Consider the following 19,766-nt stretch of genomic DNA (forward strand, 5'->3'; position numbering starts at 1 on the left):
TCGGAGCAGGAATCGCATGTTGCTTGACCATTTTCGGTATGCGGCCTTCCGCCGCCGCATGCAATGGGCCATCGGTTGGGTGCTGCTGCTCGCGGCGCTTCCGGCCGCCCATGCGGCGGAACCCGCCGCCCCGCTTCCGGCCGCCGAGGCGGCGCCACGCACGGTCCTGGTGATGGGCGACTCGTTGTCCGCCGGCTACGGCATGGCCGCGGCGGAGAGCTGGGTGGCGCTGCTGGCCGATCGGCTCGCCGCCAGCTACACCGACTGGCGGGTGGTCAACGCCAGCATCAGCGGCGAGACCACCGCCGGCGGCTCGTCGCGGATCACCGCCGAGGTGTTGCGGCACCGGCCGGCGGTGGTGGTGATCGCGCTGGGCGCCAACGACGGCCTGCGCGGGCTGCCGGTCCGCGAGATGCGCCGCAACCTGGCGCGGATGATCGGCGCCTCGCAGCATGCCGGCGCCGAGGTGCTGCTGGTCGGCATGCGCATGCCGCCGAACCTCGGCACCGAGTACACGCGCGACTTCGAGGCCCTGTACCGCGAACTGGCCGATTTCTTCGACGTCCCGCTGCTGCCGTTCCTGCTCGAGCCGATCGCGCTCGAGCGGGACGCGTTCCAGGACGACAACCTGCATCCCACCCCCGCAGCGCAGGCGCGGCTGCGCGACCACGTGTGGACGACGCTGGAGCCGTTGCTGCAACAACAGTAGCCCCGCGCCGCGATCGCGCGTGGACAGGACGCGGACGCCCCGCCCGGCGTGGGCGGCCTGACGGCGCGCGCGGCACCCGCGGTCCCGTGGGCTGAATGGATGGCGACCGCCGTTGCGCACCGCCCCCGATCGCGTTGCAAGCCGTTCCCCGCAGGCGCAGACTCGATCACACGCCTGCGGGAGACCGTCATGAAATTCCTGCTTTCGATGCTGCTGCTCGGGCTGCTCTGCGCGACCACCGCCGACGCCCGCGTCCGCAATGTCACCGATCCCGATGCGCCGCGCGCGCTGCCGGACGAGGGCCGCGTCAGCGTGGCCTGGACCGATCCAGCGGAATTCACCGAGATCCGCCACAGCCGCAACCGCTGGGAAGCCAAACGCGGCGACTGGGTGCGCCAGCTGGCCGAACACCTGCAGACGCGCGCCGAGGACCGCCTGCCCGAGGGCCAGCGGCTCGACGTCACCATCACCGACATCCGTCGCGCCGGCAGTTACGAGCCCTGGCAAGGCATGCAGTTCGACAGCGTGCGCATCATGCGCGACATCTACTGGCCGCGGATCGAACTCAACTTCCGCCGTCTCGACGCCGCCGGCAACGTGATCGACGAGGGCGAGCGTACGCTGAGCGATTCGATGTACCTGTCCAACACGTCCATTGCGCGTCGCAACGACATGCTGCGCTACGAGAAGTCGCTGCTGGACCAGTGGCTGCGGCGGGAATTCGGCGCCCCGGCCCCGGACGCCTGAGCGGCAAGACGCTCCCGGCTGCCGGCGGAACACGGCGGACAGGCGCCGTCGTCCCGGTTCCCTCCCCCGTTTACGGGGAAGGGAACGTTCGCCCGGCGCAGCGCACGATGGCTCAACGCACGATGTGGAGGAAGTGCATGTGGCGCTGGTACTGGTCGAGCACATCGTGGATCAGTTCGTCCTTGTGCCAGCCCATGACGTCGTAGTCCTGCCCGCCCTCGCGCAGGTGCACTTCGGCGCGGAAGTAGCGGATCTCGTCGGTGCGCTTGCGGCGCAGGTCGCTCATCGCGAACGACGGCGGATCGTACGGGCGCGGCCGCACCGAGTAGAAGAAGTCCATCTCCTCGCCGTGCCCCACCTCGATCCAGACGCGGCCGTCCTCGGCGTCCTGCACGCGCGCTTCCAGCCCCTGCTTCTTCAGTTCTGCGGCCACGTCCTCCAGCGCCGGCCGGACCTGTTGCTGCAGGAACTGCAGCACCTCCTGACGGCGCGGATGATGCGCCATCGCGCGCAGGCGGGTCTTCCAGTCGAGCGGACCGGTCGCGCCGAGCGGCGCCAGTCGCGCCTCGCGCATGCTCAGCTGCTTGGTCACCTCCAGCCGCATCGCCCGGATCATGCCCCAGCACATCAGCAGCATGACCACGGTGAACGGCAGCGCGCTGGCGATGGTCGCCGCCTGCAGCGCGTCCAGCCCGCCGGCGTACAGCAGCACCGCGGCGATCGCGCCCTCGACCAGCGCCCAGAAGATGCGCTGCCACAGCGGCCCTTCCTCCTCGCCGCCGGAGGTCAGCATGTCGACCACCAGCGAGCCGGAGTCGGACGAGGTGACGAAGAAGGTGACCACCAGCAGCGTCGCCAGCAACGAGGTGATCGACGACAGCGGCAGCAGTTCGAAGAACCGGAACAGCGCCACCGAGCTGTCCTCGGCCACCGCCTCCATCAGCCCCGCGGCGCCGTCGACCATTACCATGTGCAGCGCGGTGTTGCCGAAGAAGGTCATCCACATGAAGGTGAAGCCCAGCGGCACCAGCAGCACGCCGGTGACGAACTCGCGGATCGTGCGCCCGCGCGAGACGCGCGCGATGAACATGCCCACGAACGGCGACCACGCGATCCACCAGCCCCAGTAGAACAGCGTCCAGCCGCCGATCCAGCCGGTCGGCTCGTAGGCGTAGAGGTTGAAGGTCATCGAGAACAGGTTGGAGACGTACATGCCGGTGTTCTGCACCAGCGTCTGCAGCAGGTAGACGGTCGGCCCGGCGATCAGCACGAACGCCAGCAGCGTCACCGCCAGGATCATGTTGAGTTCGGAGATGCGGCGGATGCCCGCGTCCAGGCCCAGGCCGACCGAGACCGTGGCGATGCCGGTGATCACCGCGATCAGGATCATCTGCGTGCCGATGCCGACCGGCACGTCGAACATGTAGTTGAGGCCGGCGTTGACCTGGATCACGCCGAAGCCGAGCGACGTCGCCACCCCGAACAACGTGCCCAGCACCGCGAACACGTCCACGGCATGGCCGATCGGCCCGTAGATCCTCTCGCCGATCAGCGGATACAGCGACGAACGGATGGTCAGCGGCAGTCCGTGACGGAAGGCGAAGTACGCCAGCGACAGCGCCACCACCGCATAGATCGCCCAGGCGTGGACGCCCCAATGGAAGAACGTGACACGCATCGCCTGGCGCGCCGCGGCCACCGTTTCCGGATCGCCGACCGGCGGCGTCGCGTAGTGCATGATCGGCTCGGCCACGCCGAAGAACATCAGGCCGATGCCCATGCCGGCCGAGAACAGCATCGCGAACCAGGACAGGTAGCTGTAGTCGGGCGTGCTGTGGTCCGGGCCCAGCTTGAGCTTGCCGAAGCTGGAGAACGCCAGCGCGACCACGAACACCAGGAAACCGGCCACCGCCAGCACGTAGAACCAGCCGGCGCTCTCGACCACCCAGCCCTGGACGTCGCCAAAGAACGCGTCCGACCATTCCGGCGCGAACGCACCCAGGGCGACGAACACCAGCGCCAGGATCGCCGAGGTGAAGAACACCGGCGGGTTGATCTTGTACCAGCTGGCCTTGGCGGGTGTGGTCTTTTCGTTCATGGCGTTTTCCCCGATCAGCGCGGCGGGCGCCGCGATCGTTGCATGTGGGCCGCGACGGCGACGTCGCGGCCGCGCGTCAGAAGTAGAAGCCGATGTTGACGTTCAGGCGCGAGCGCCAGCGGTTGGAGCCGGGCTCGTCGATGCCGATGCCGGAGCCGCCGACGAACCACATGTTCTTGCCGGCGATCCAGTCGACATAGGTGAACATCTTGTCCTTGGCGAAGCTGCAGCCGGTGACGTTCTGCCACGACTCGCGCAGGCCGGGATCGTCGTCGACCGGCAGGGTCATGCTGAGATTGTTGTAGCAGGTGATGCCGTCGAACCAGCCCGGGCGCGGCAACTCCCAGGCGACGTTGAAGGTCGGCACGTCGGCCTCGGCGGCGATCTCGAACGGGAACAGGAACGCCGACATCGCGATCCTCGGCTCCGGGACCCGATAGCGGTAGCGCGCCCACTGCAGCTGCACCGTGGCGGGGCCGCGTTGCCATTGCGCGTGCAGCGCGGCGCCGTCGTGGCCGTGCTTGCCGCCGTCGACGCGATTCTCGACCTTGCCGGTGAACAGCGACGCGCCCAGCGCCACTTCGGCGCCGTTCCAGTCGCGCGTGTGCTGGTAACGCAGGCTCAGCCGCTCGCGCTCGCGATACGGCAGACCGTCGGTGGTGGCGACGTCGAAGGAATAGCGGCCGAAGCGGGCGCCGGTGCCGTATTCGTCGCCGAAGAACACGCCCGCATGCCACTGGTGCGCGCCCTTGCCGCGCTGCCAGACCACGCCCATGTCGTAGTCGTCCTCGATCCCGAGGTAGTAACCGGATCCGAACCAGAAGCTGTGCGAGGCGTATGGCAGCAGTCCGAACGGCACCTGCTGGACGCCGGCACGGACGTCGGAAGCCTCGTCCAGCTTCCAGCCCGCCCAGGCGTGGTGCACGGCATCGAAGCCGTCGTACCAGCGGTACTGCAACGAGAAGAACGTCCGCCCCGCACTGCCCTTGGCGTCGATGCGCACCAGCTCGGGCTCGAAATCCGTGCTCGGCCCGTAGTCGAGCCAGCCGTAGCTGAAGCGGACCGCGCCGCCGAGGTCGAGTTCCGGATCGCCATCGGCCGCATGCGATGCCGTTGCCAGGATGAGCAGAAAAGTGCCGAAAACAAGGGAAAAACTGCGAGATATCACGAGCGAATTGTCCTTCCCGGCGCGTCCATGAACGAAATTCAGGTTAGCGCCCATGTCCATGCACCGCAAACCGCGTCACGACAAAACTGGCGTTTTTTACCGCGTGAAGCGCATGATCGAAGGGAGAACGAGCCGTTTTCCCGCCGGGGATCGTCGCCGTTGCAAAGCATCGCGATCTGCGCGATTTTGCGGTGCGCGATGCCTGATCGCACCTTTGCAGCCGAGGCCATGACCGTCTACGTCGATGATGCCGTCACGCTTTGGCGCGGCCGCCGCTGGGCCCATCTGATGGCCGACACGCTGGACGAACTGCACGCCTTCGCCGCGCGCCTGGGCATTCCGCGACGTGCGTTCCAGAACCGCACCAGCGGCGCGCACTACGACGTGCCCGCCGAGCTGCGCGATACGGCAATCGCCCTCGGCGCGACCGCGATCTCGCGCCATCGCGATCGTGCACTGGTGCATGCGGTGATCCGCAACGCGCGCGCGCAGGGGCGCGGCGAGGCGCCGTGACGCCGGCCACCCGCGACTCAGCCCTCGGGTACCACCTGCAGATCGTCGCCGCGCGGCCGCGCGGTGCGGTAGCGACCGCTGCGCGGATCGAACACCCGGTTCGGTCCTACCCGCACCGCCCCCGGAATGAGCCTGCCGGTGCGGTCGTAGACCTTCGCCGGCGCGGCCGGGTCGACACGGGACGTGGCGTCCTTCGTCGCCGGTGCGCCGGGACGCGGCGACATCGGCGACGGCCCGGTCGCGGGAATCGCGATCTCCTGCCGCGGCCGCGCGGAGAGATCGGCGGCAACGCGCGCAGGCGGCGGCCGCACCGGCACCGTCTCGATCCGCGCGGGCGGCTGCCGTGGTTCGCCCACCTGCGCGCATGCGGCACCGGCCGCGGCAAGCAGCGGCAGGAGAAGGCACAACGAGAACGGCTTGAGGTGCATCGGGCCAAACCACCGGAGACGGCCGGCGCCGGACGGGAACTGTCGCCAGTGTAGGGCGTCGACGCTGTCGTTCCCGTGAATCGTTCCCGCGCGCCCGCGAGCGAAAGGCACGCGATCCGGCGGATGCATCGCGGCTCGAAACCGTTGCGTACCACGGGATGGTTCGCACCCGCTTCCCCCTTGGGTGGCGACGGTTGCTCCATCGCCTCGGCGCTCAGCGGGTGTTGTTCTTGGTGAGCTTCGATCACGCATTCATTTAACGAACGGAACAGGGCCGGTCACGCCTCGTGGACACATACGCGCAGACACTCGCTCCACATTCCCAACGGAGGAAACGCCATGATGCTCAACAAATACCCGCGCACCGCGCTGGCCGCCGCGCTGTCGGCCGCGCTGCTCTTCATCGCCGGCGGCGCGCTGGCGCAGGACACCGGCACGGAACCCGAAGAACAGATGGATTCCGAACAGCCGGTGGACGACACCTGGATCACCACCAAGGTCAAGTCGAGCCTGCTGGCCGACACCGATGTCGCCGGCCTGGAGATCGACGTCGAGACCGTCAATGGCGTGGTCACGCTGTCGGGCAGCGTCGACGACGAGGCGCAGATCGAGGAGGCCCGGCGGATCGCCGCCGACATCGACGGCGTCGCCGAAGTCGACGCTTCCGGCCTGACCACCGTGTCCGGCACCAGCGACGACTGACCGCGACAACAACGAGACCGGAGCCGATCCGGCCACGCGTCCGGCTTGCGCCGCGGCCCCGCCTGGTGCGGGGCCGCGGCTTTTTGTCGGTCGCCGGTCAGGCCTTGAGCTTCCAGCCGGTGCGGAAGATCCACCACACCAGGCCGAGGCACGCCGCCAGCAGCGTCAGCACCATCGCGGTGCTGACCGCGATGTGCACGTCGGCGCTGCCGTAGAAGCTCCAGCGGAAGCCGCTGATCAGGTACACCACCGGATTGAACAGCGCGATCTTCTGCCACAGCGGCGGCAGCATCTCGATCGAATAGAACGCGCCGCCGAGGAAGGTCAACGGCATCACCACCATCAGCGGGATCACCTGCAGCTTCTGGAAGTCGTCGGCCCACAGGCCGATGATGAAGCCGAACAGGCTGAAGCTGAGCGCGGTCAGCACCAGGAAGCCGATCATCCACAGCGGATATGCGATCTCGTAGGGCACGAAGAACCGCGCCGTGGCCAGGATCAGCAGCCCCAGCATCACCGACTTGGTGGTCGCAGCGCCGACGTAGCCGAGCACGATCTCCACGTGCGAGATGGGCGCCGACAGCACCTCGTAGATGGTGCCCGACCACTTCGGCATGTAGATGCCGAACGAGGCGTTGGAGACGCTTTCCGACAGCAGCGACAGCATGATCAGGCCGGGAATGATGAAGGCGCCGTAGCTGACCCCGTCGATCTCGCCCATGCGCGAACCGATCGCGGCGCCGAACACGATGAAGTACAGCGCGGTCGTCAGCACCGGGGAGGCGATCGACTGGGTGATCGTGCGGAAGGTGCGCGCCATTTCGAAGCGGTAGATCGCCTTGACCGCGTGCCAGTTCATGCCCGCACCTCCCGCGCGCCGTCGCGCACCAGGCTGACGAAGATGTCCTCCAGCGAGCTCTCGCTCGAATGCAGGTCCTTGAAATCGATGCCGTGCTCGCCCAGGCGCCGCAGCAGGGTGGCGATGCCGGTCTCGGCGGCCTGCACGTCGAAGGTGTAGACCAGCGCGTTGCCTTCGTCGGCCAGCTCGAGCGGCAACGCCGAGAACTCCTCCGGGATCGCCGCCAGCGGCGCCTGCAGCTGCAACGTGAGCTGCTTCTTGCCGAGCTTGCGCATCAGCGTGGCCTTGTCCTCGACCACGATCAGTTCGCCGTGGTTGATCACGCCGATGCGGTCGGCCATCTCCTCGGCCTCCTCGATGTAGTGCGTGGTGAGGATGATGGTGGTGCCGCGTTCGCGCAAGCCGCGCACCATCTGCCACATGTCGTGGCGCAGCTCGACGTCGACGCCGGCGCTGGGCTCGTCCAGGAACAGGATCCGCGGCTCGTGCGCCAGCGCCTTGGCGATCAGCACCCGGCGCTTCATGCCGCCGGACAGCGTCATGATCTTGCTGTCCTTCTTGTCCCACAGCGACAGGTCGCGCAGCACCTTCTCCAGGTGCGCCGGATCGTAGGGCTTGCCGTAGAGGCCCTGCGAGAAGCGCACGGTGGCCCAGACGGTCTCGAAGGCGTCGGTCGACAGTTCCTGCGGCACCAGGCCGATCAGCGAACGCGCGGCACGGAAGTCGCGCACGATGTCGTGGCCGTCGGCGACCACCTTGCCCTGGCTGGCGGTGACGATGCCGCAGACGATGCTGATCAGCGTCGTCTTGCCCGCGCCGTTGGGGCCGAGCAGGGCGAAGATCTCGCCGCGGTGGATGTCGAGGTCGACGTCTTTCAGCGCCTGGAAGCCGGACGCATAGGTCTTGCCGAGGTTGCGGATGGAGAGGATCGGCTGCACGCGGAGTCCTTCGGTTGCGGTGGCGGCGCGCGGCGCCCGGAGCACGGGCGAACAGCAGCCTAGCCTAGAGGGCCTGCCCGCGAGGATAAAGCCCTGGATCGAGGAATGATCTTCCCGCCGGCGGGATACTGCCGAAGCGTATCGATCCCGGCGGTTCGGCCCTAGGAGCCGCCGGCATCCGCCGGCAACGCAGCGGTACGACCGACATCGAGATTGCCGTTGCGCGACATCAGCACCGCGATCGGGCGGGTGCCGCGGAACTCCGACAGCACGATCACCAGCACCGCGGTGATCGGCACCGCGAGGAAGGCGCCGGGGATTCCCCATAGCCCGCCCCAGATGGTCAGGCTGGCGAGGATCACGAACGGGCTGAGGTTGAGCGAGTTGCCCATCAGGAACGGGTCGAGGAAGTTGCCGATCACGAACTGCGCGGCGGTCAGCAACAGCAGCAGCGTGACCACGGTGCCGGGATCGCCGAACTGCACGATTGCCCACGCCACCGGGAACAGCACGCCGAGGAACGAGCCGATGTACGGCACGTAGTTGAGCACCGCGATCACCACCGCCCAGAAGCCGGCGAACTCCAGCCCGAACGCCGCCATCATCGCCCAGCTGACCACGCCGAGTACCACGTTGATCAGCGTCTTGACGGCGAGATACTGGCCGGTGCGGATGTTGATGCTGTCGAGTATCTGGCGGATGCGGGAGACGTCGCGCGGATCGTCGGAGAGATTGCGCAGCTTGGCCGCCAGCACCCGCTTCTCGACCAGCAGGAACGTCACGTACAGCAGCACCACGAGCAGGGTCATGCCGATGCCGGTCACCGAGAGCACGGTGGGGCCGATCAGGTCCTGCAGCCGGACCTGCTCGAGGAAGTCCTCGCGCAGCGCGGTCCAGGTCGGCGCGGCGCGCAGGCCGAAGAACTCGGCGCCCTGCTGGATCCGCTCGAGCAGCTTGTCCTGGTAGATCGGCGCAAGCTGCACCACCCGGCCGACGTTGTTCACCACCAGCGACACACCGGCCGCCAGCACGAAGGCGATACCGAGGACCGACAGCCCGTAGCGCAGCGGCGCCGGCACGCGCGGCCCGACCACCGGCACCGCGGTGATCGCGCGCGCCAGGCCGATGATCACGTAGACCACCAGCACGCTGAACACCATCGGCACGAACACCTGCTTGCCGACGTACAGCACCCAGCCGACGATCAGGGCCAGCGCGGCGCCGTGGACGACCGATTGCAGGCGGTCCCGGGTTCGTGTCATCGGCGCAGGCTCCCCTGCGGCGCGTGGCTGCGGTCGAAGGCGGCGGTTGCGCCCTGGTGCACTGCGGACATGCGCATTCCCGGAACGGGCGCCGGGGTCCGGCGCGGCCCTCCATTCTCGCACCGCGCGGGCCGGCGCGACACGACCGGCGGCGTCGATCCTTCGTCACGTTCAGCGGTGACGTCCAGCACTGGCCGCGGTCTTGGCGCCGCCGCGCGTTCCGGGGCCGTGGCCGTCGCGGACGGCGCCAATGTCCCGACGGCGATGCGGCCGTCCCGGCAACGTCGCCCCCGGGGAACTGGCAGCCGGACCGTGGATGCGGCTTAATGACGCCCACCTCCCGCCGCTGGACGCCCCCGATGCAATACCTGCTGCTGGTCTATACCGACGACACCCTGATCGACGCCCTGCCCGAAGGCGAGGCCGACGACATGATGCGCACCTGCCTCGCGCATGCCGACGAGATGCAGGCCGACGGCACGCTGCTCGGCTTCCAGCAGCTGGAAGCGCCGGCGACGGCGCGTTCGGTCCGTATCCGCGACGGCCGCGCCACGGTGACCGACGGTCCGTTCGCCGAGACCAAGGAGATCCTGGCCGGGTTCAACCTGGTCGAGGCCGACAGCCTGGAGGAGGCGGTGCGGATGGCGCACGAATTCCCGTGGGCGAAGACCGGCTGCATCGAGGTGCGCCCGGTGCGCGACTCCGAGGCGGTGCGGCGGCGCGTGGGCGCTTGACGCCGACAGGCGGTCGCCGCGATCGGGTTCGCGGGGCCGCGACTTCCGTCGCTCCCACATTGGTGACCGGCGACGGCGGAGCGCGGGCGCGTGATCCGGCGCACCGGCGCGTTCACGCCGCCTGATGGCACGCCGCCGGCGTCGCCAACCGGAAGAACAGCATGTTGGTGACCGGGTTGAAGTACTCCCGCCCGGCGTCGATGTCGTCCCGGTGCGACGAATCGGCTCCCGTTGTAGCGGCCGGCGCGTGCAGCCGCGATGATCCGCTGCCGCGCCACAGCTGCAGGCACGGCCGTGGCTTCACGGCCGCGCCTGTCCGTTGCCGCCCTCGAATCGCGCGCGGCCAGCGCGCGGCGTCAGTCCTTTTCCTTGCCGATCACCTCGCCGCTGCGCGGATCGATGCGCACCTCGACCTCGCGGCCGGTGCTGTCGTCGGCCTCGGCCGTCCAGATCCCGTCGTCGAAGTCGACATCGTGAACGTTGGTGTAGCCGGCGGCTGCAAGCTGCGCCTGCACGTCGGCCTCGGTGAGGTTGGACACCTGGTCTTCCGGATAGACCTCGCCGGTCCCCGGATCCAGGCGCAGGTCGATGCGGTTGCCGTCGGCGCTGCGCGCGTCGGCCTTCCACATGCCGTCCTCGAACTCGATGTCGTTGACGCGGGTGTAGCCCTGCGCCTCGAGCGTGGCGCGCACCTGCGCCTCGGTCATCGCGTCCTGTGCCGTCGCGGCGGTGGCGGCGAGCGCCAGCGCCAATGCGAGCGGCGCGGCGTAGCGGTGGGCGGGAACTTGCATGGCATGGACTCCTGCTGCGACGAATGGCGGCAGTCTTGGCCGCGCACTGCTAATTCGAGGTGAATCCGCCCGCACGGGTTGCGGAGTGTTCAGGCTCCCGTTCGGCGCACATGCGGAAATTTCGCATGGTAGAAGCGCGTGCGCGGTGCCGCCGAAGCGTCGGGATCGACGCCGCATTGACGGATCGCAGCGCAGCATGTCGGTTTCGCCGCCACCGGACCGCCGATGACGACGCCCGACTGGCCGCTGCTGGGCGCGGTCGCCTGGCCGTTGCTGATCGCACTGCTGCTGGGCCTGCTGGTGCGGCGCGCGCTGCTGGCGCTGGCGCGGCTCCTCATACGTCCCTGGTTGCCCTATCGGCGTGCATCCGCGTCAATCCGTGGCGGACAGCTTTTTGAAGCAAGTTCTAGAATCCTTCCTTCCCCGCGAATACGGCCCCGTCCATGACCAACCCGCTGCTCGATTTCTCCGGCGCGCCCCGCTTCGACGCCATCCGCCCCGAACACGTCGCCCCGGCCATGGACGTGCTGCTGGCGGAAGCGGAGGCCGCGGTGAAGGCCGCGGAAACCGTTGCGCCGGTCACCTGGGAAAGCTTCATCGTGCCGCTGGAGGACGCCACCGAGCGGCTCGCCCGCGCCTGGGGCCAGGTGACGCACCTGCAGGCGGTCCTGCACTCCAAGCCGCTGCGCGAGGCCTACAACGCCAACCTGCCGCGCGTGACCCGCTTCTACAGCACGCTGGGCCAGAACCTGGCGCTGTTCGCGCCGTACCGAACGCTGGCGGAATCGGCGGAGTTCGCCGGCTTCGACGCCGCGCGCCGGAAGACGGTCGAGCACGCGCTGCGCGATTTCCGCCTGGGCGGCGCCGAACTGTCCGATGACAGGAAGGCCCGTTTCTCGCAGGTACGGGAGGAACTGGCGGCGCTGGCGGCGAAGTTCTCCGAACACGTGCTCGACGCCACCGACGCGTTCGCGCTGTACGTCGAGGACGCCTCCGAACTGGCGGGCCTGCCGGACGACGTGATCGACGCGTGCCGCGCCGCAGCGGAGCAGGACGACCGTTCCGGGTACAAGTTGACCCTGCAGATGCCGTGCTACCTGCCGGTACAGGCCTACGCCGACAACCGCGCACTGCGCGAGCAGCTGTACCGCGCCCACGGCGTGCGCGCCTCCGAAACCGGGCCGGCGGAGCTCGACAACACGGCGCTGATCGACCGCATCCTCGCGCTGCGCGCCGAGCTGGCGGAACTGCTGGGATTTTCCAGCTATGCCGAGGTGTCGCTGGCGACCAAGATGGCACGGACGCCGGAAGAGGTGCTGGCCTTCCTGCGCGACCTGGCGGCGCGCGCGAAGCTGTTCGCGCAGCGCGACCGCGCCGAGCTCGAGGCCTTCGCCCGCGACGAGCTCGACGTCGAAGCGCTGCAGCCGTGGGACCTGGGCTACGTCAGCGAGAAGCTCAAGCAGGCGCGCTACCGCTATTCCGGGCAGGAGGTGAAGCAGTACTTCACCGAGCCGAAGGTGCTGGCCGGCCTGTTCGACGTGATCGGCTCGCTCTACGGCGTCACCGTGGCGCAGGACGAGGCGCCGGTGTGGCACGAGGACGTGCGCTTCTACCGCCTGACCGACGCCGGCGGCCGCCTGGTCGGCCAGTTCTACCTCGACCTGTACGCCCGCGAGGGCAAGCGCGGCGGCGCCTGGATGGACGACTGCCGCAACCGCCGCGAGCGCCCCGGCGCGGGCGGCGGCACGCAGACGCCGCTGGTGTACCTGGTGTGCAACTTCGGCAAGGGCGCGGGCGGGCGGCCCGCCACGTTTCGCCACGACGAGGTCACCACCCTGTTCCACGAGATGGGCCACGGCCTGCACCAGCTGCTGACCGAGGTCGGCGAGTTGTCCGTCGCCGGCATCAACGGCGTCGAGTGGGACGCGGTGGAGCTGCCGAGCCAGTTCATGGAGAACTTCTGCTGGGAATGGGAGCGCGTGCAGGCGATGACCGCGCACGTCGAGACCGGCGCACCGCTGCCGCGCGACCTGTTCGACAGGATGCTGGCGGCCAGGCACTTCCAGAGCGGCATGCAGACCGTGCGCCAGCTCGAGTTCGCGCTGTTCGACATGGAACTGCACAGCCGCTTCAATCCCGCGCGCGACGACGTGATGGCGCTGCTCGAGCGCGTGCGCGACGAAGTGGCGGTGAACCGGCCGCCGGCCTGGCACCGTTTCCCGCACCAGTTCGCGCACATCTTCGCCGGCGGCTACGCGGCCGGCTACTACAGCTACAAGTGGGCCGAGGTGCTGAGCGCCGACGCCTACGCCGCGTTCGAGGAGGCGCCGGACCAGCTGGCCGCCACCGGCGCGCGCTTCCGCGACGAGATCCTCGCCCGCGGCGGCAGCCGCCCGGCCCTGGAGAACTTCAAGGCGTTCCGCGGCCGCGAACCGGCGATCGACGCGCTGCTGCGGCACAGCGGCATGGCGGACTGAGGCCTGGCGCGCCGGAGGGGTGGAAGCTCGCCTTCCACCAGCCTTCGCCGGCCTGACGCCGCGCCTTCAAGAGGTGGATGGGCCGATCGCAGGCGCACGCGGGAACTCATCCGTTGCGGCTCCGCTCGCCCCATCCGGCCTTCCCTTCGCAAGTGGAGGAAGCTCGGCACGCGGGCTTTGGGTCGTGTTCGCTTCTCCATCCGCGAATCCGGGACGTGATCCCGATCGCGTTTTTCACGCCCGGTACCTGCGGCCGGCCCGTCGCACGAGCGCGCCAGCATGGGCTGTCATGCGTCCGTCAAGCGATCGTCAAGCGATTGGAATGACACCCTGCGGCAGAACAGCCCAGGTTCGGTCAGCCGGCCCGCGCGCCTGCGGTCGCTCACTCTCCAGGCGGCCCCATGCGCGCAGACCGGCATCGTTTCCGGTCGCGAACTCCCCCGCGTCGCCCTCTCTCCCGGAAACCCCGCTCCCGAAGGAACCGTCCATGACACCCAAGCCGTTATCCACCGCCCTGCTCTGCGCCTGCCTTGCCGCCGTTCCCCATGTCGCCGCCGCCGAGGCGCCGCTGGAGCTGGCGCTGCTGCGCGGAGGCGCCATGCAGACCGATGCGGTCGCCGACAGCGACCTGATCCATTTCCCGACCGGCCGCACCATCGCCACCTGGGACTACGGCGACCCGGCCGCGCCCGTCCGCGTGGCCACCTCCGAACCCGCGGGCGGGGCGATCAACGGCCTCGCACGCCACGGCGACCATCTCTATGCCAGCTGGCGCGGCTACGACGGCAGCAGCGGCGTGACCACCTGGTCGCTGGCCGATCCCGCCCGCCCGCAACGGGTGGACGAGACCGAGGACTACGTCGACCACGACAGCAAGTTCCTCCTCGGGCTGACGGTCGCCAACGACCATCTGTACCTGTTCGACAACAACCGCGGCGTGTTCGTGTCGGACCTCGCCGACCCGGCGCATCCCGCGTTCTCGCCCACCGACATCGCGACCGTGCCCACGCAGTACACCCGGATCGTCGCCCACGGCGACATGATCCACGCCACCGGCCGCAACTGGCTCGGCGGCACCGTCCTCGACCTGTACGACGTCAGCGTGCCGAACGCGCCGTTCAAGGTCGCCGGCCACGGCGTGGACGGGCTCGACAGCTTCAGCCTGATCTCCGAGCCCGCGCGCGCCATCGGCGTCGGCAACCGGCTGACGGTGTTCGATCTCAGCGAACCGACGCTGATGAACCCGCGCGGCGCGCTCGACATCCCGCCGGCGATCACCGGTGCGCGCGTCGGCGAGTTCGTCTACACCTTCGGCTGGGGCGAGGGCCTGGACGTCTGGAACATCGCCGATGTCGATGCGCCCGAAGCCGCCGGGCACCTCGACCTCTTCGCCCTCGGCGGCCGCCGTTCGCTGACGATCGAGGGCGGCCCGCTGCTGCTGCCGACCGACACCGACCTGGTGCACGCGCTCGACGTCAGCGCCCCGGGCGCGCCCGCCAACATCGCCACCGCCTGGCTGCCGGGCGGGGTTGCCGCGGTCGACGTCGCCGGGCACGGCGGCGACATCGTGCTGCTGCAGGCGAACTACGGCCTGACCGTCAACGACGCCCAGACCCTGGCGCCGACCGCGCGCTTCGACGCGGACCTGCCCGAACGCCTGGAGTCGCGCAGCTTCGAGCAGATGGCGATCGCGGGCGACACCGCCTGGCTCGCCGCCTGGGGCTTCGGGCTGATCGGCGTCGACCTGACCGATCCGGCCGCGCCCACCGAGCTCGGGCGCATCGCGTTCCCGTTCGCCTCCGTGCTCGACGTGGCCGGTGACCATGCCTACGTGGCGAAGTGGACCAACGGCGGCGTGTTCGGCGTGATCGACGTGTCCGATCCCACCGCGCCGTCGCTGGTGTGGCAGGGCGCGCTGGCGTCGCAGCCGTACGCGCTTCGCGTCGACGGGCAACACGCCTACCTCGCCGAAGGCAGCCAGTCGGGCACCGGGAACGGCGGCCTGCGCATCTACAGCCTCGACGACCCCGCCAGCCCGGTGGAGGTCGGCCACCTCGACGACGGCTGCGGATCCGCGTTCGACCTGGCCATCGATAGCGAGGTCTCGCTGCTCTATCTCGCCTGCCGCGGCGGCGTGCAGGTGATCGACATCGCCGTGCCGCAGGCGCCGGCGGTGGTCGGACGCTACGACGCCGGCGACGAGGAGTCGTACACGCGCGTCGCCCAGCGCCACGACCGCGCCTGGTTCGGCAACGGCGCCGGCCTGCACGAGCTCGACGTCTCCGATCCGACCGCACCGGTACGCACCCGGCTCACGACGCTCGGCCACCAGGGCGTGGCGCGGCTGGCCGCGTTGGACGACGGCCGCCTGGCCGCGCTCGGCGGCAACAGCGGCGTGCACCTGTTCGCCCCCGGTGACGGCGAGGACGCCACGCCGATCGAGAACCGCATCCCGGTGCCGGGCCTGGAAGGCGCCGAGGGCGACGGGCTGCTGTACGCGATCGAGGTTCCGGCGGGCACGACCACGCTGCACGTGCTCAGCTACGGCGGCCGCGGCAATGTCAGCCTGCTGGTCCAGCACGGCGAGCCGCCGACCGACGAGGAAGCCGACGGCCGCTCCACCCGCCCCGGCAACAACGAGACCGTGCGCATCGGCAACCCCGCCGCCGGCACCTGGTATATCCGGCTGGTCGGCGAGACCGCGTTCTCCAACGTCACCCTGCAGGCGCGCTACTGACTGTGGGCGGCGGCCGGCGCAGGCTTGAAGCGCCACCGGCCGCCGTCTGCCGCAGTCGCGACTTCCCGGTGGCGGCATGCCTCCACCACTCCCACAATCGGGGCGGACGGATCGGGGGCGAGCGCCGCGACTTCCGTCGCTCCCCACAACAGGAGCGGCGGACGTGTCGAGCGACCCTGTGGGAGCGACGGAAGTCGCGACCCGCCGCGGATGAAACGACCCACGGACGCGCGCGCCGACCGATCCGGCGATGCGGGCAGCAGGTACCGGCAGGGCACCCCGGCGCCGCGGCGCCGCGAATCCGGACCACCACGGCCACTCCGGCTTGGCGAAGCCACCATCGCCGCGCTACCGTCGCGCCATGCACACCATCGCCATCGCCGCCACCGCACTCGCCCTGTCCCTCGCAACCGCCAGCGCCGTTGCGCAGGTGCAGACCGCCCCCCTGCCCGAACCTCCCGAGACGACCGCCGTGACGCGCGACCGCGCGCGGCAGACCGGCATCGCCACCTTCGAACTGCCCGGCCGCCAGCAGGTGATCGTGCGCTCGTTCGAACCCGACACCGCGCTGCCGGACAGCTACCGCATCAGCTTCGAGGCGCTCGACACCGACGGCGACGGCTTCATCGACCGCGGCGAGGCCGCCGCGCACTCCACCCTTGCCGGCGAGTTCCGCGGCGTCGATGTCGACGGCGACGGCAAGCTGAGCCGTGCGGAACTGGTGGGCTGGACCGGCGAGCGCTGACCGGGGACGGGCGGCGCGACCATGAACCCGCGGCCGCGGGCCGCGGCGGCGCCCGTGCGGCACACCGGAACAGGTCATCGATCCGACATTCTCCCGCTGAACTTCGACATCTCCCGCGGATGTCCAGGCCGGCCCCCGGCACTACGCTGGCGTCCAGACGAGATCGCGCTCGCCGCCCTCCATAACGGCATGACCCGGCACGGCCGGCGGGCGCGGCAGAGAACGGAGATGCCGGCATGACGATCGACCTGGACACGCCCTATCCGCTGACCGACGCGCAGGTGGCGCAATTCCGCCGCGACGGCTTCATCAAGCTCAAGCAGGTGTTCGATGCCGAAACGCTGCGCCGCTACGGCGCCGAAATCACGCGGCTGACCATCGCCCTCAACACCCAGACCGTGCCGCTGGCCGAGCGCAGCACCTACGATCGCGCCTTCCTGCAGGTGATGAACCTGTGGGAGCAGGGCGGCGCGGCGCGCGAGTTCGTGTTCGGCAGGCGCCTGGCGGGCATCGCGGCCGCGCTGCTGCAGGTCGACGGCGTGCGCCTGTACCACGACCAGTCGCTGTACAAGGAGCCGGGCGGCGGCATCACCCCGGCGCATGCCGACCAGTACTACTGGCCGGTCGACAGCGACCGCACCGTCACCGCCTGGGTACCGCTGCAGGCGGTGCCGCAGGACATGGGGCCGCTGGCGTTCTTCGCCGGCAGCCAGCACGTGGAGTTCGGCCGCGACCTCGGCATCTCCGACGAGAGCGAGCGCGCCATCACCGCCGCGATGGAGGCGCACGGCTTCCCGGTGATCGACGCGCCGTTCGACCTGGGCGAGGTGAGCTTCCACCTCGGCTGGACCTTCCATCGTGCCGGGCCCAACCGGTCGAGGCGGCCGCGCTCGGTGATGACCGTGATCTACATGGACCGCGACATGCGGCTCAAGGCACCGGAGAACCACATGCAGCAGTCGGACCGGGAGCGTTGGTGCCCGGGCGCGGAGGTTGGCGCGGTGATCGACACGCCGAGCAATCCGGTGTTGTTCGAACGCGCGGCGTGAGTGGTACCGACGTATACGTTGCCCCGGCGGCGAAGCGCGGCCGGAGTCGCTGCACCTGATCGACGCGGTGCCGCCCTGCAACAACCCGCATCACGAGGAGGACCCTGCATGAGCATCGCGAAGACATTGGCGGCACTGGTGGTCGTGGCCGCGCTCGCCGGAGCGGGAATCACCGCACCGCCAACCGCCACGGCTGCCGAGGCGTCGCCGCCGCGGGCGCAGGCGGGCGAGGAGGTCTTCTACCACGTCTTCTTCCGCAGCTTCCGCGACTCCGACGGCGATCGCATCGGCGACCTGCGCGGGCTGACCGAACGGCTCGATTACCTCGAGGATCTCGGCATCACCTCGATCCTGCTCACGCCGCTGCAGCCCTCGCCCTTCTACCACAACTACTTCCCCACCGACTTCGAGACCATCGAGCCCAAATACGGAACGCTCGACGACTACTTCGCCTTCGTCCGCGGCGCGCACGCGCGCGGGCTGAAGGTGTACCTGGACCAGGAGATCCAGTACGTCGGCGAGGGCCACCCGTGGTGGACGCGCTCGCAGGGCTTCGCCGGCGCGCCGTTCGCCGACTTCCTGCTGTGGCGCGACGCGGCGCGCACCGAGGCCGAGCCTTTCCTCGATCGCGCCACCTGGCCGCACTACGACGGCCGCCAGATCGGCATCGCCATGATCGACCTGAACAACCCGCGGGTGCGCGACTATTTCACCCGCGTGCTGCTGTTCTGGGCCGACCCGCACGGCGACGGCAGCGGACGCGACGGCGTCGACGGCTACCGCATCGACCACATGATGGACGACCTCGACCACAAGGGCGTGGCGACGGATCTGTTCGCCGGCTTCTGGCGGCCGGTGTTCGAGGCGCTGCGGGCGCGGCGCCCGGATTTCCGCATCCTCGCCGAGCAGGCCGACTGGGGCTTCGGCGAGGACTGGCTGGTCCGCGGCGATGCCGACCTGGTGTTCGCCTTCCCGCTGCGCGGCGCGCTCATCGATCTCGACAAGGACAAGATCGTGCAGGCCGTGCGCGAGACCGAGGCGATCACCCAGGCGGACAAGGGCCAGATCGTGTTCCTCGAGAACCACGACACCGACCGCTTCATGTCGCTGATCGACGACGACCCGGCACGGGCGCGCGCCGCCGCCGCGCTGTCGCTGCTGTTGCGGGGCGAACCGCTGCTCTACTACGGCCAGGAGCTGGGCATGCGCGGCATCACCCGCGAAGACGGCATGTCCGACTCGAACCACATCCCGCTGCGCGAGGCGATGCGCTGGTCGGCGGAACTCGACGCGCCCGGCGCGGCGATCTGGTATCGCGGCGACAAGCCGTGGTGGACCGAGCCCGCCAACCGCGCGCACGACGGCGTCTCGGTAGAGGAACAGCAAGGCGACGCGGACTCGCTGCTCGCCTGGTACCGCACGCTGCTGGCGCTGCGGCAGGCGCGGCCGGAACTGCGCGGCGGCGACCAGCGCCTGCCGTGCGGCGACGCCTCCGAGGTCCTCTGCGTGCTGCGCGAATCCGGCGATGCGCGCAGCCTGTTGCTGGTCAACCTCGGCGACGCCGAGGCGCGGCCGGCGCTGGACGCAACCATTGCCGACGACCGATGGATCGACCTGATCGACGGCGGCACGGTCGATCCCTCGACGCTGAGCCTGGCGCCGATGACGGTGCGGATCCTCGGCACGCCTTAGGCGCGATCAATTCCGACACCCGCGTCGGGGGAACAGCCCGGCATGTCGATCCGGCCGCACCCCGTTCGTCGCATCGATGGATCCCACAGGTCCACCCATCCACAGGAGACATGCCCG

Annotated in this window: 19 protein-coding genes; 11 read left to right on the top strand and 8 right to left on the bottom strand. The window is 69.6% G+C overall.

Annotated features, from left to right (window positions below; genetic code table 11):
- Positions 1-16 precede the first annotated feature (16 nt).
- Positions 17-709 (top strand): arylesterase, encoded by a 693-nt coding sequence (locus AB5T46_RS10345; RefSeq protein WP_370563847.1) that lies wholly within the window; start codon positions 17-19, stop codon positions 707-709.
- A 189-nt stretch (positions 710-898) separates the two neighbouring features.
- Positions 899-1,456, top strand: coding sequence for a DUF3016 domain-containing protein (locus AB5T46_RS10350; protein WP_370563848.1), 558 nt, complete (start codon positions 899-901; stop codon positions 1,454-1,456).
- A gap of 112 nt (positions 1,457-1,568) precedes the next feature.
- On the opposite strand, the gene AB5T46_RS10355 is transcribed toward AB5T46_RS10350, so the two are convergent.
- Both AB5T46_RS10355 and AB5T46_RS10360 read right to left on the bottom strand, forming a co-directional pair.
- Entirely contained in the window at positions 1,569-3,554 is a 1,986-nt protein-coding gene (locus AB5T46_RS10355; protein ID WP_370563849.1) for a BCCT family transporter, read from the bottom strand.
- A 76-nt stretch (positions 3,555-3,630) separates the two neighbouring features.
- Positions 3,631-4,722: a porin gene (locus AB5T46_RS10360; RefSeq protein ID WP_370563850.1), complete on the bottom strand. Its 1,092-nt coding sequence runs from the start codon at positions 4,720-4,722 to the stop codon at positions 3,631-3,633.
- Positions 4,723-4,950: 228 nt separating this feature from the next.
- Between AB5T46_RS10360 and AB5T46_RS10365 the strand changes: the two genes are divergently transcribed.
- Complete coding sequence (locus tag AB5T46_RS10365) at positions 4,951-5,235, top strand: DUF4031 domain-containing protein (protein WP_370563966.1); 285 nt, start codon at positions 4,951-4,953, stop codon at positions 5,233-5,235.
- A gap of 17 nt (positions 5,236-5,252) precedes the next feature.
- Here the strand turns inward: AB5T46_RS10365 and AB5T46_RS10370 are convergent, their stop codons facing one another.
- Positions 5,253-5,663, bottom strand: a complete 411-nt coding sequence (locus AB5T46_RS10370) for a classical arabinogalactan protein 4 (protein ID WP_370563851.1) — start codon at positions 5,661-5,663, stop codon at positions 5,253-5,255.
- A gap of 339 nt (positions 5,664-6,002) precedes the next feature.
- On the opposite strand from AB5T46_RS10370, the gene AB5T46_RS10375 reads away from it, so the two are divergent.
- On the top strand, positions 6,003-6,365 hold the full coding sequence (locus tag AB5T46_RS10375) for a BON domain-containing protein (protein ID WP_370563852.1): 363 nt from the start codon (positions 6,003-6,005) through the stop codon (positions 6,363-6,365).
- Between the two features lie 97 nt (positions 6,366-6,462).
- Here the strand turns inward: AB5T46_RS10375 and AB5T46_RS10380 are convergent, their stop codons facing one another.
- The 3 genes from AB5T46_RS10380 to AB5T46_RS10390 all read right to left on the bottom strand — a co-directional run bounded on the left by AB5T46_RS10380 (position 6,463) and on the right by AB5T46_RS10390 (position 9,424).
- Positions 6,463-7,224 (bottom strand): ABC transporter permease, encoded by a 762-nt coding sequence (locus AB5T46_RS10380; protein WP_370563853.1) that lies wholly within the window; start codon positions 7,222-7,224, stop codon positions 6,463-6,465.
- Positions 7,221-8,162, bottom strand: coding sequence for an ABC transporter ATP-binding protein (locus AB5T46_RS10385; RefSeq protein WP_370563854.1), 942 nt, complete (start codon positions 8,160-8,162; stop codon positions 7,221-7,223). The genes AB5T46_RS10380 and AB5T46_RS10385 overlap by 4 nt, the downstream gene beginning before the upstream one ends.
- A 161-nt stretch (positions 8,163-8,323) precedes the next feature.
- Positions 8,324-9,424, bottom strand: a complete 1,101-nt coding sequence (locus AB5T46_RS10390; RefSeq protein ID WP_370563855.1) for an AI-2E family transporter — start codon at positions 9,422-9,424, stop codon at positions 8,324-8,326.
- A gap of 359 nt (positions 9,425-9,783) precedes the next feature.
- On the opposite strand from AB5T46_RS10390, the gene AB5T46_RS10395 reads away from it, so the two are divergent.
- The gene (locus AB5T46_RS10395; RefSeq protein WP_370563967.1) at positions 9,784-10,158 is read left to right on the top strand and encodes a YciI family protein; all 375 of its coding nucleotides are present in this window, start codon (positions 9,784-9,786) and stop codon (positions 10,156-10,158) included.
- A 112-nt stretch (positions 10,159-10,270) separates the two neighbouring features.
- On the opposite strand, the gene AB5T46_RS10400 is transcribed toward AB5T46_RS10395, so the two are convergent.
- Together AB5T46_RS10400 and AB5T46_RS10405 are read right to left on the bottom strand one after the other, a co-directional pair.
- A complete protein-coding gene (locus AB5T46_RS10400) occupies positions 10,271-10,462 on the bottom strand; it encodes a hypothetical protein (RefSeq protein WP_370563856.1) in 192 nt (63 codons plus the stop codon).
- Positions 10,463-10,514: 52 nt separating this feature from the next.
- Positions 10,515-10,949, bottom strand: coding sequence for a PepSY domain-containing protein (locus AB5T46_RS10405; RefSeq protein ID WP_370563857.1), 435 nt, complete (start codon positions 10,947-10,949; stop codon positions 10,515-10,517).
- Between the two features lie 225 nt (positions 10,950-11,174).
- On the opposite strand from AB5T46_RS10405, the gene AB5T46_RS10410 reads away from it, so the two are divergent.
- From AB5T46_RS10410 to AB5T46_RS10435, 6 genes are all read left to right on the top strand, one after another.
- Entirely contained in the window at positions 11,175-11,396 is a 222-nt protein-coding gene (locus AB5T46_RS10410; protein WP_370563858.1) for a hypothetical protein, read from the top strand.
- Positions 11,393-13,426, top strand: a complete 2,034-nt coding sequence (locus tag AB5T46_RS10415) for a M3 family metallopeptidase (protein WP_370563859.1) — start codon at positions 11,393-11,395, stop codon at positions 13,424-13,426. The genes AB5T46_RS10410 and AB5T46_RS10415 overlap by 4 nt, the downstream gene beginning before the upstream one ends.
- A 487-nt stretch (positions 13,427-13,913) precedes the next feature.
- Positions 13,914-16,163, top strand: coding sequence for a pre-peptidase C-terminal domain-containing protein (locus tag AB5T46_RS10420; RefSeq protein WP_370563860.1), 2,250 nt, complete (start codon positions 13,914-13,916; stop codon positions 16,161-16,163).
- Positions 16,164-16,524: 361 nt separating this feature from the next.
- Positions 16,525-16,908, top strand: a complete 384-nt coding sequence (locus AB5T46_RS10425) for an EF-hand domain-containing protein (protein ID WP_370563861.1) — start codon at positions 16,525-16,527, stop codon at positions 16,906-16,908.
- 236 nt (positions 16,909-17,144) lie between these two features.
- Complete coding sequence (locus AB5T46_RS10430) at positions 17,145-17,957, top strand: phytanoyl-CoA dioxygenase family protein (RefSeq protein WP_370563862.1); 813 nt, start codon at positions 17,145-17,147, stop codon at positions 17,955-17,957.
- Between the two features lie 108 nt (positions 17,958-18,065).
- Complete coding sequence (locus AB5T46_RS10435; RefSeq protein WP_370563864.1) at positions 18,066-19,649, top strand: alpha-amylase family glycosyl hydrolase; 1,584 nt, start codon at positions 18,066-18,068, stop codon at positions 19,647-19,649.
- Positions 19,650-19,766 lie beyond the last annotated feature (117 nt).

The organism is Luteimonas salinilitoris (genome assembly GCF_041300785.1).
In the GTDB taxonomy this organism is placed as follows: domain Bacteria; phylum Pseudomonadota; class Gammaproteobacteria; order Xanthomonadales; family Xanthomonadaceae; genus Luteimonas; species Luteimonas salinilitoris.

Bases quoted from the DNA above. Each gene is read 5' to 3' on its own strand.
- AB5T46_RS10395 (WP_370563967.1), top strand. From the start codon at position 9,784: ATGCAATACCTGCTGCTGGTCTATACCGACGACACCCTGATCGACGCC.
- AB5T46_RS10435 (WP_370563864.1), top strand. From the start codon at position 18,066: ATGAGCATCGCGAAGACATTGGCGGCACTGGTGGTCGTGGCCGCGCTC.
- AB5T46_RS10345 (WP_370563847.1), top strand. From the start codon at position 17: ATGTTGCTTGACCATTTTCGGTATGCGGCCTTCCGCCGCCGCATGCAA.
- AB5T46_RS10425 (WP_370563861.1), top strand. From the start codon at position 16,525: ATGCACACCATCGCCATCGCCGCCACCGCACTCGCCCTGTCCCTCGCA.
- AB5T46_RS10350 (WP_370563848.1), top strand. From the start codon at position 899: ATGAAATTCCTGCTTTCGATGCTGCTGCTCGGGCTGCTCTGCGCGACC.
- AB5T46_RS10375 (WP_370563852.1), top strand. From the start codon at position 6,003: ATGATGCTCAACAAATACCCGCGCACCGCGCTGGCCGCCGCGCTGTCG.
- AB5T46_RS10355 (WP_370563849.1), bottom strand. From the start codon at position 3,554: ATGAACGAAAAGACCACACCCGCCAAGGCCAGCTGGTACAAGATCAAC.
- AB5T46_RS10410 (WP_370563858.1), top strand. From the start codon at position 11,175: ATGACGACGCCCGACTGGCCGCTGCTGGGCGCGGTCGCCTGGCCGTTG.
- AB5T46_RS10415 (WP_370563859.1), top strand. From the start codon at position 11,393: ATGACCAACCCGCTGCTCGATTTCTCCGGCGCGCCCCGCTTCGACGCC.
- AB5T46_RS10370 (WP_370563851.1), bottom strand. From the start codon at position 5,663: ATGCACCTCAAGCCGTTCTCGTTGTGCCTTCTCCTGCCGCTGCTTGCC.
- AB5T46_RS10430 (WP_370563862.1), top strand. From the start codon at position 17,145: ATGACGATCGACCTGGACACGCCCTATCCGCTGACCGACGCGCAGGTG.
- AB5T46_RS10405 (WP_370563857.1), bottom strand. From the start codon at position 10,949: ATGCAAGTTCCCGCCCACCGCTACGCCGCGCCGCTCGCATTGGCGCTG.
- AB5T46_RS10380 (WP_370563853.1), bottom strand. From the start codon at position 7,224: ATGAACTGGCACGCGGTCAAGGCGATCTACCGCTTCGAAATGGCGCGC.
- AB5T46_RS10420 (WP_370563860.1), top strand. From the start codon at position 13,914: ATGACACCCAAGCCGTTATCCACCGCCCTGCTCTGCGCCTGCCTTGCC.
- AB5T46_RS10390 (WP_370563855.1), bottom strand. From the start codon at position 9,424: ATGACACGAACCCGGGACCGCCTGCAATCGGTCGTCCACGGCGCCGCG.
- AB5T46_RS10365 (WP_370563966.1), top strand. From the start codon at position 4,951: ATGACCGTCTACGTCGATGATGCCGTCACGCTTTGGCGCGGCCGCCGC.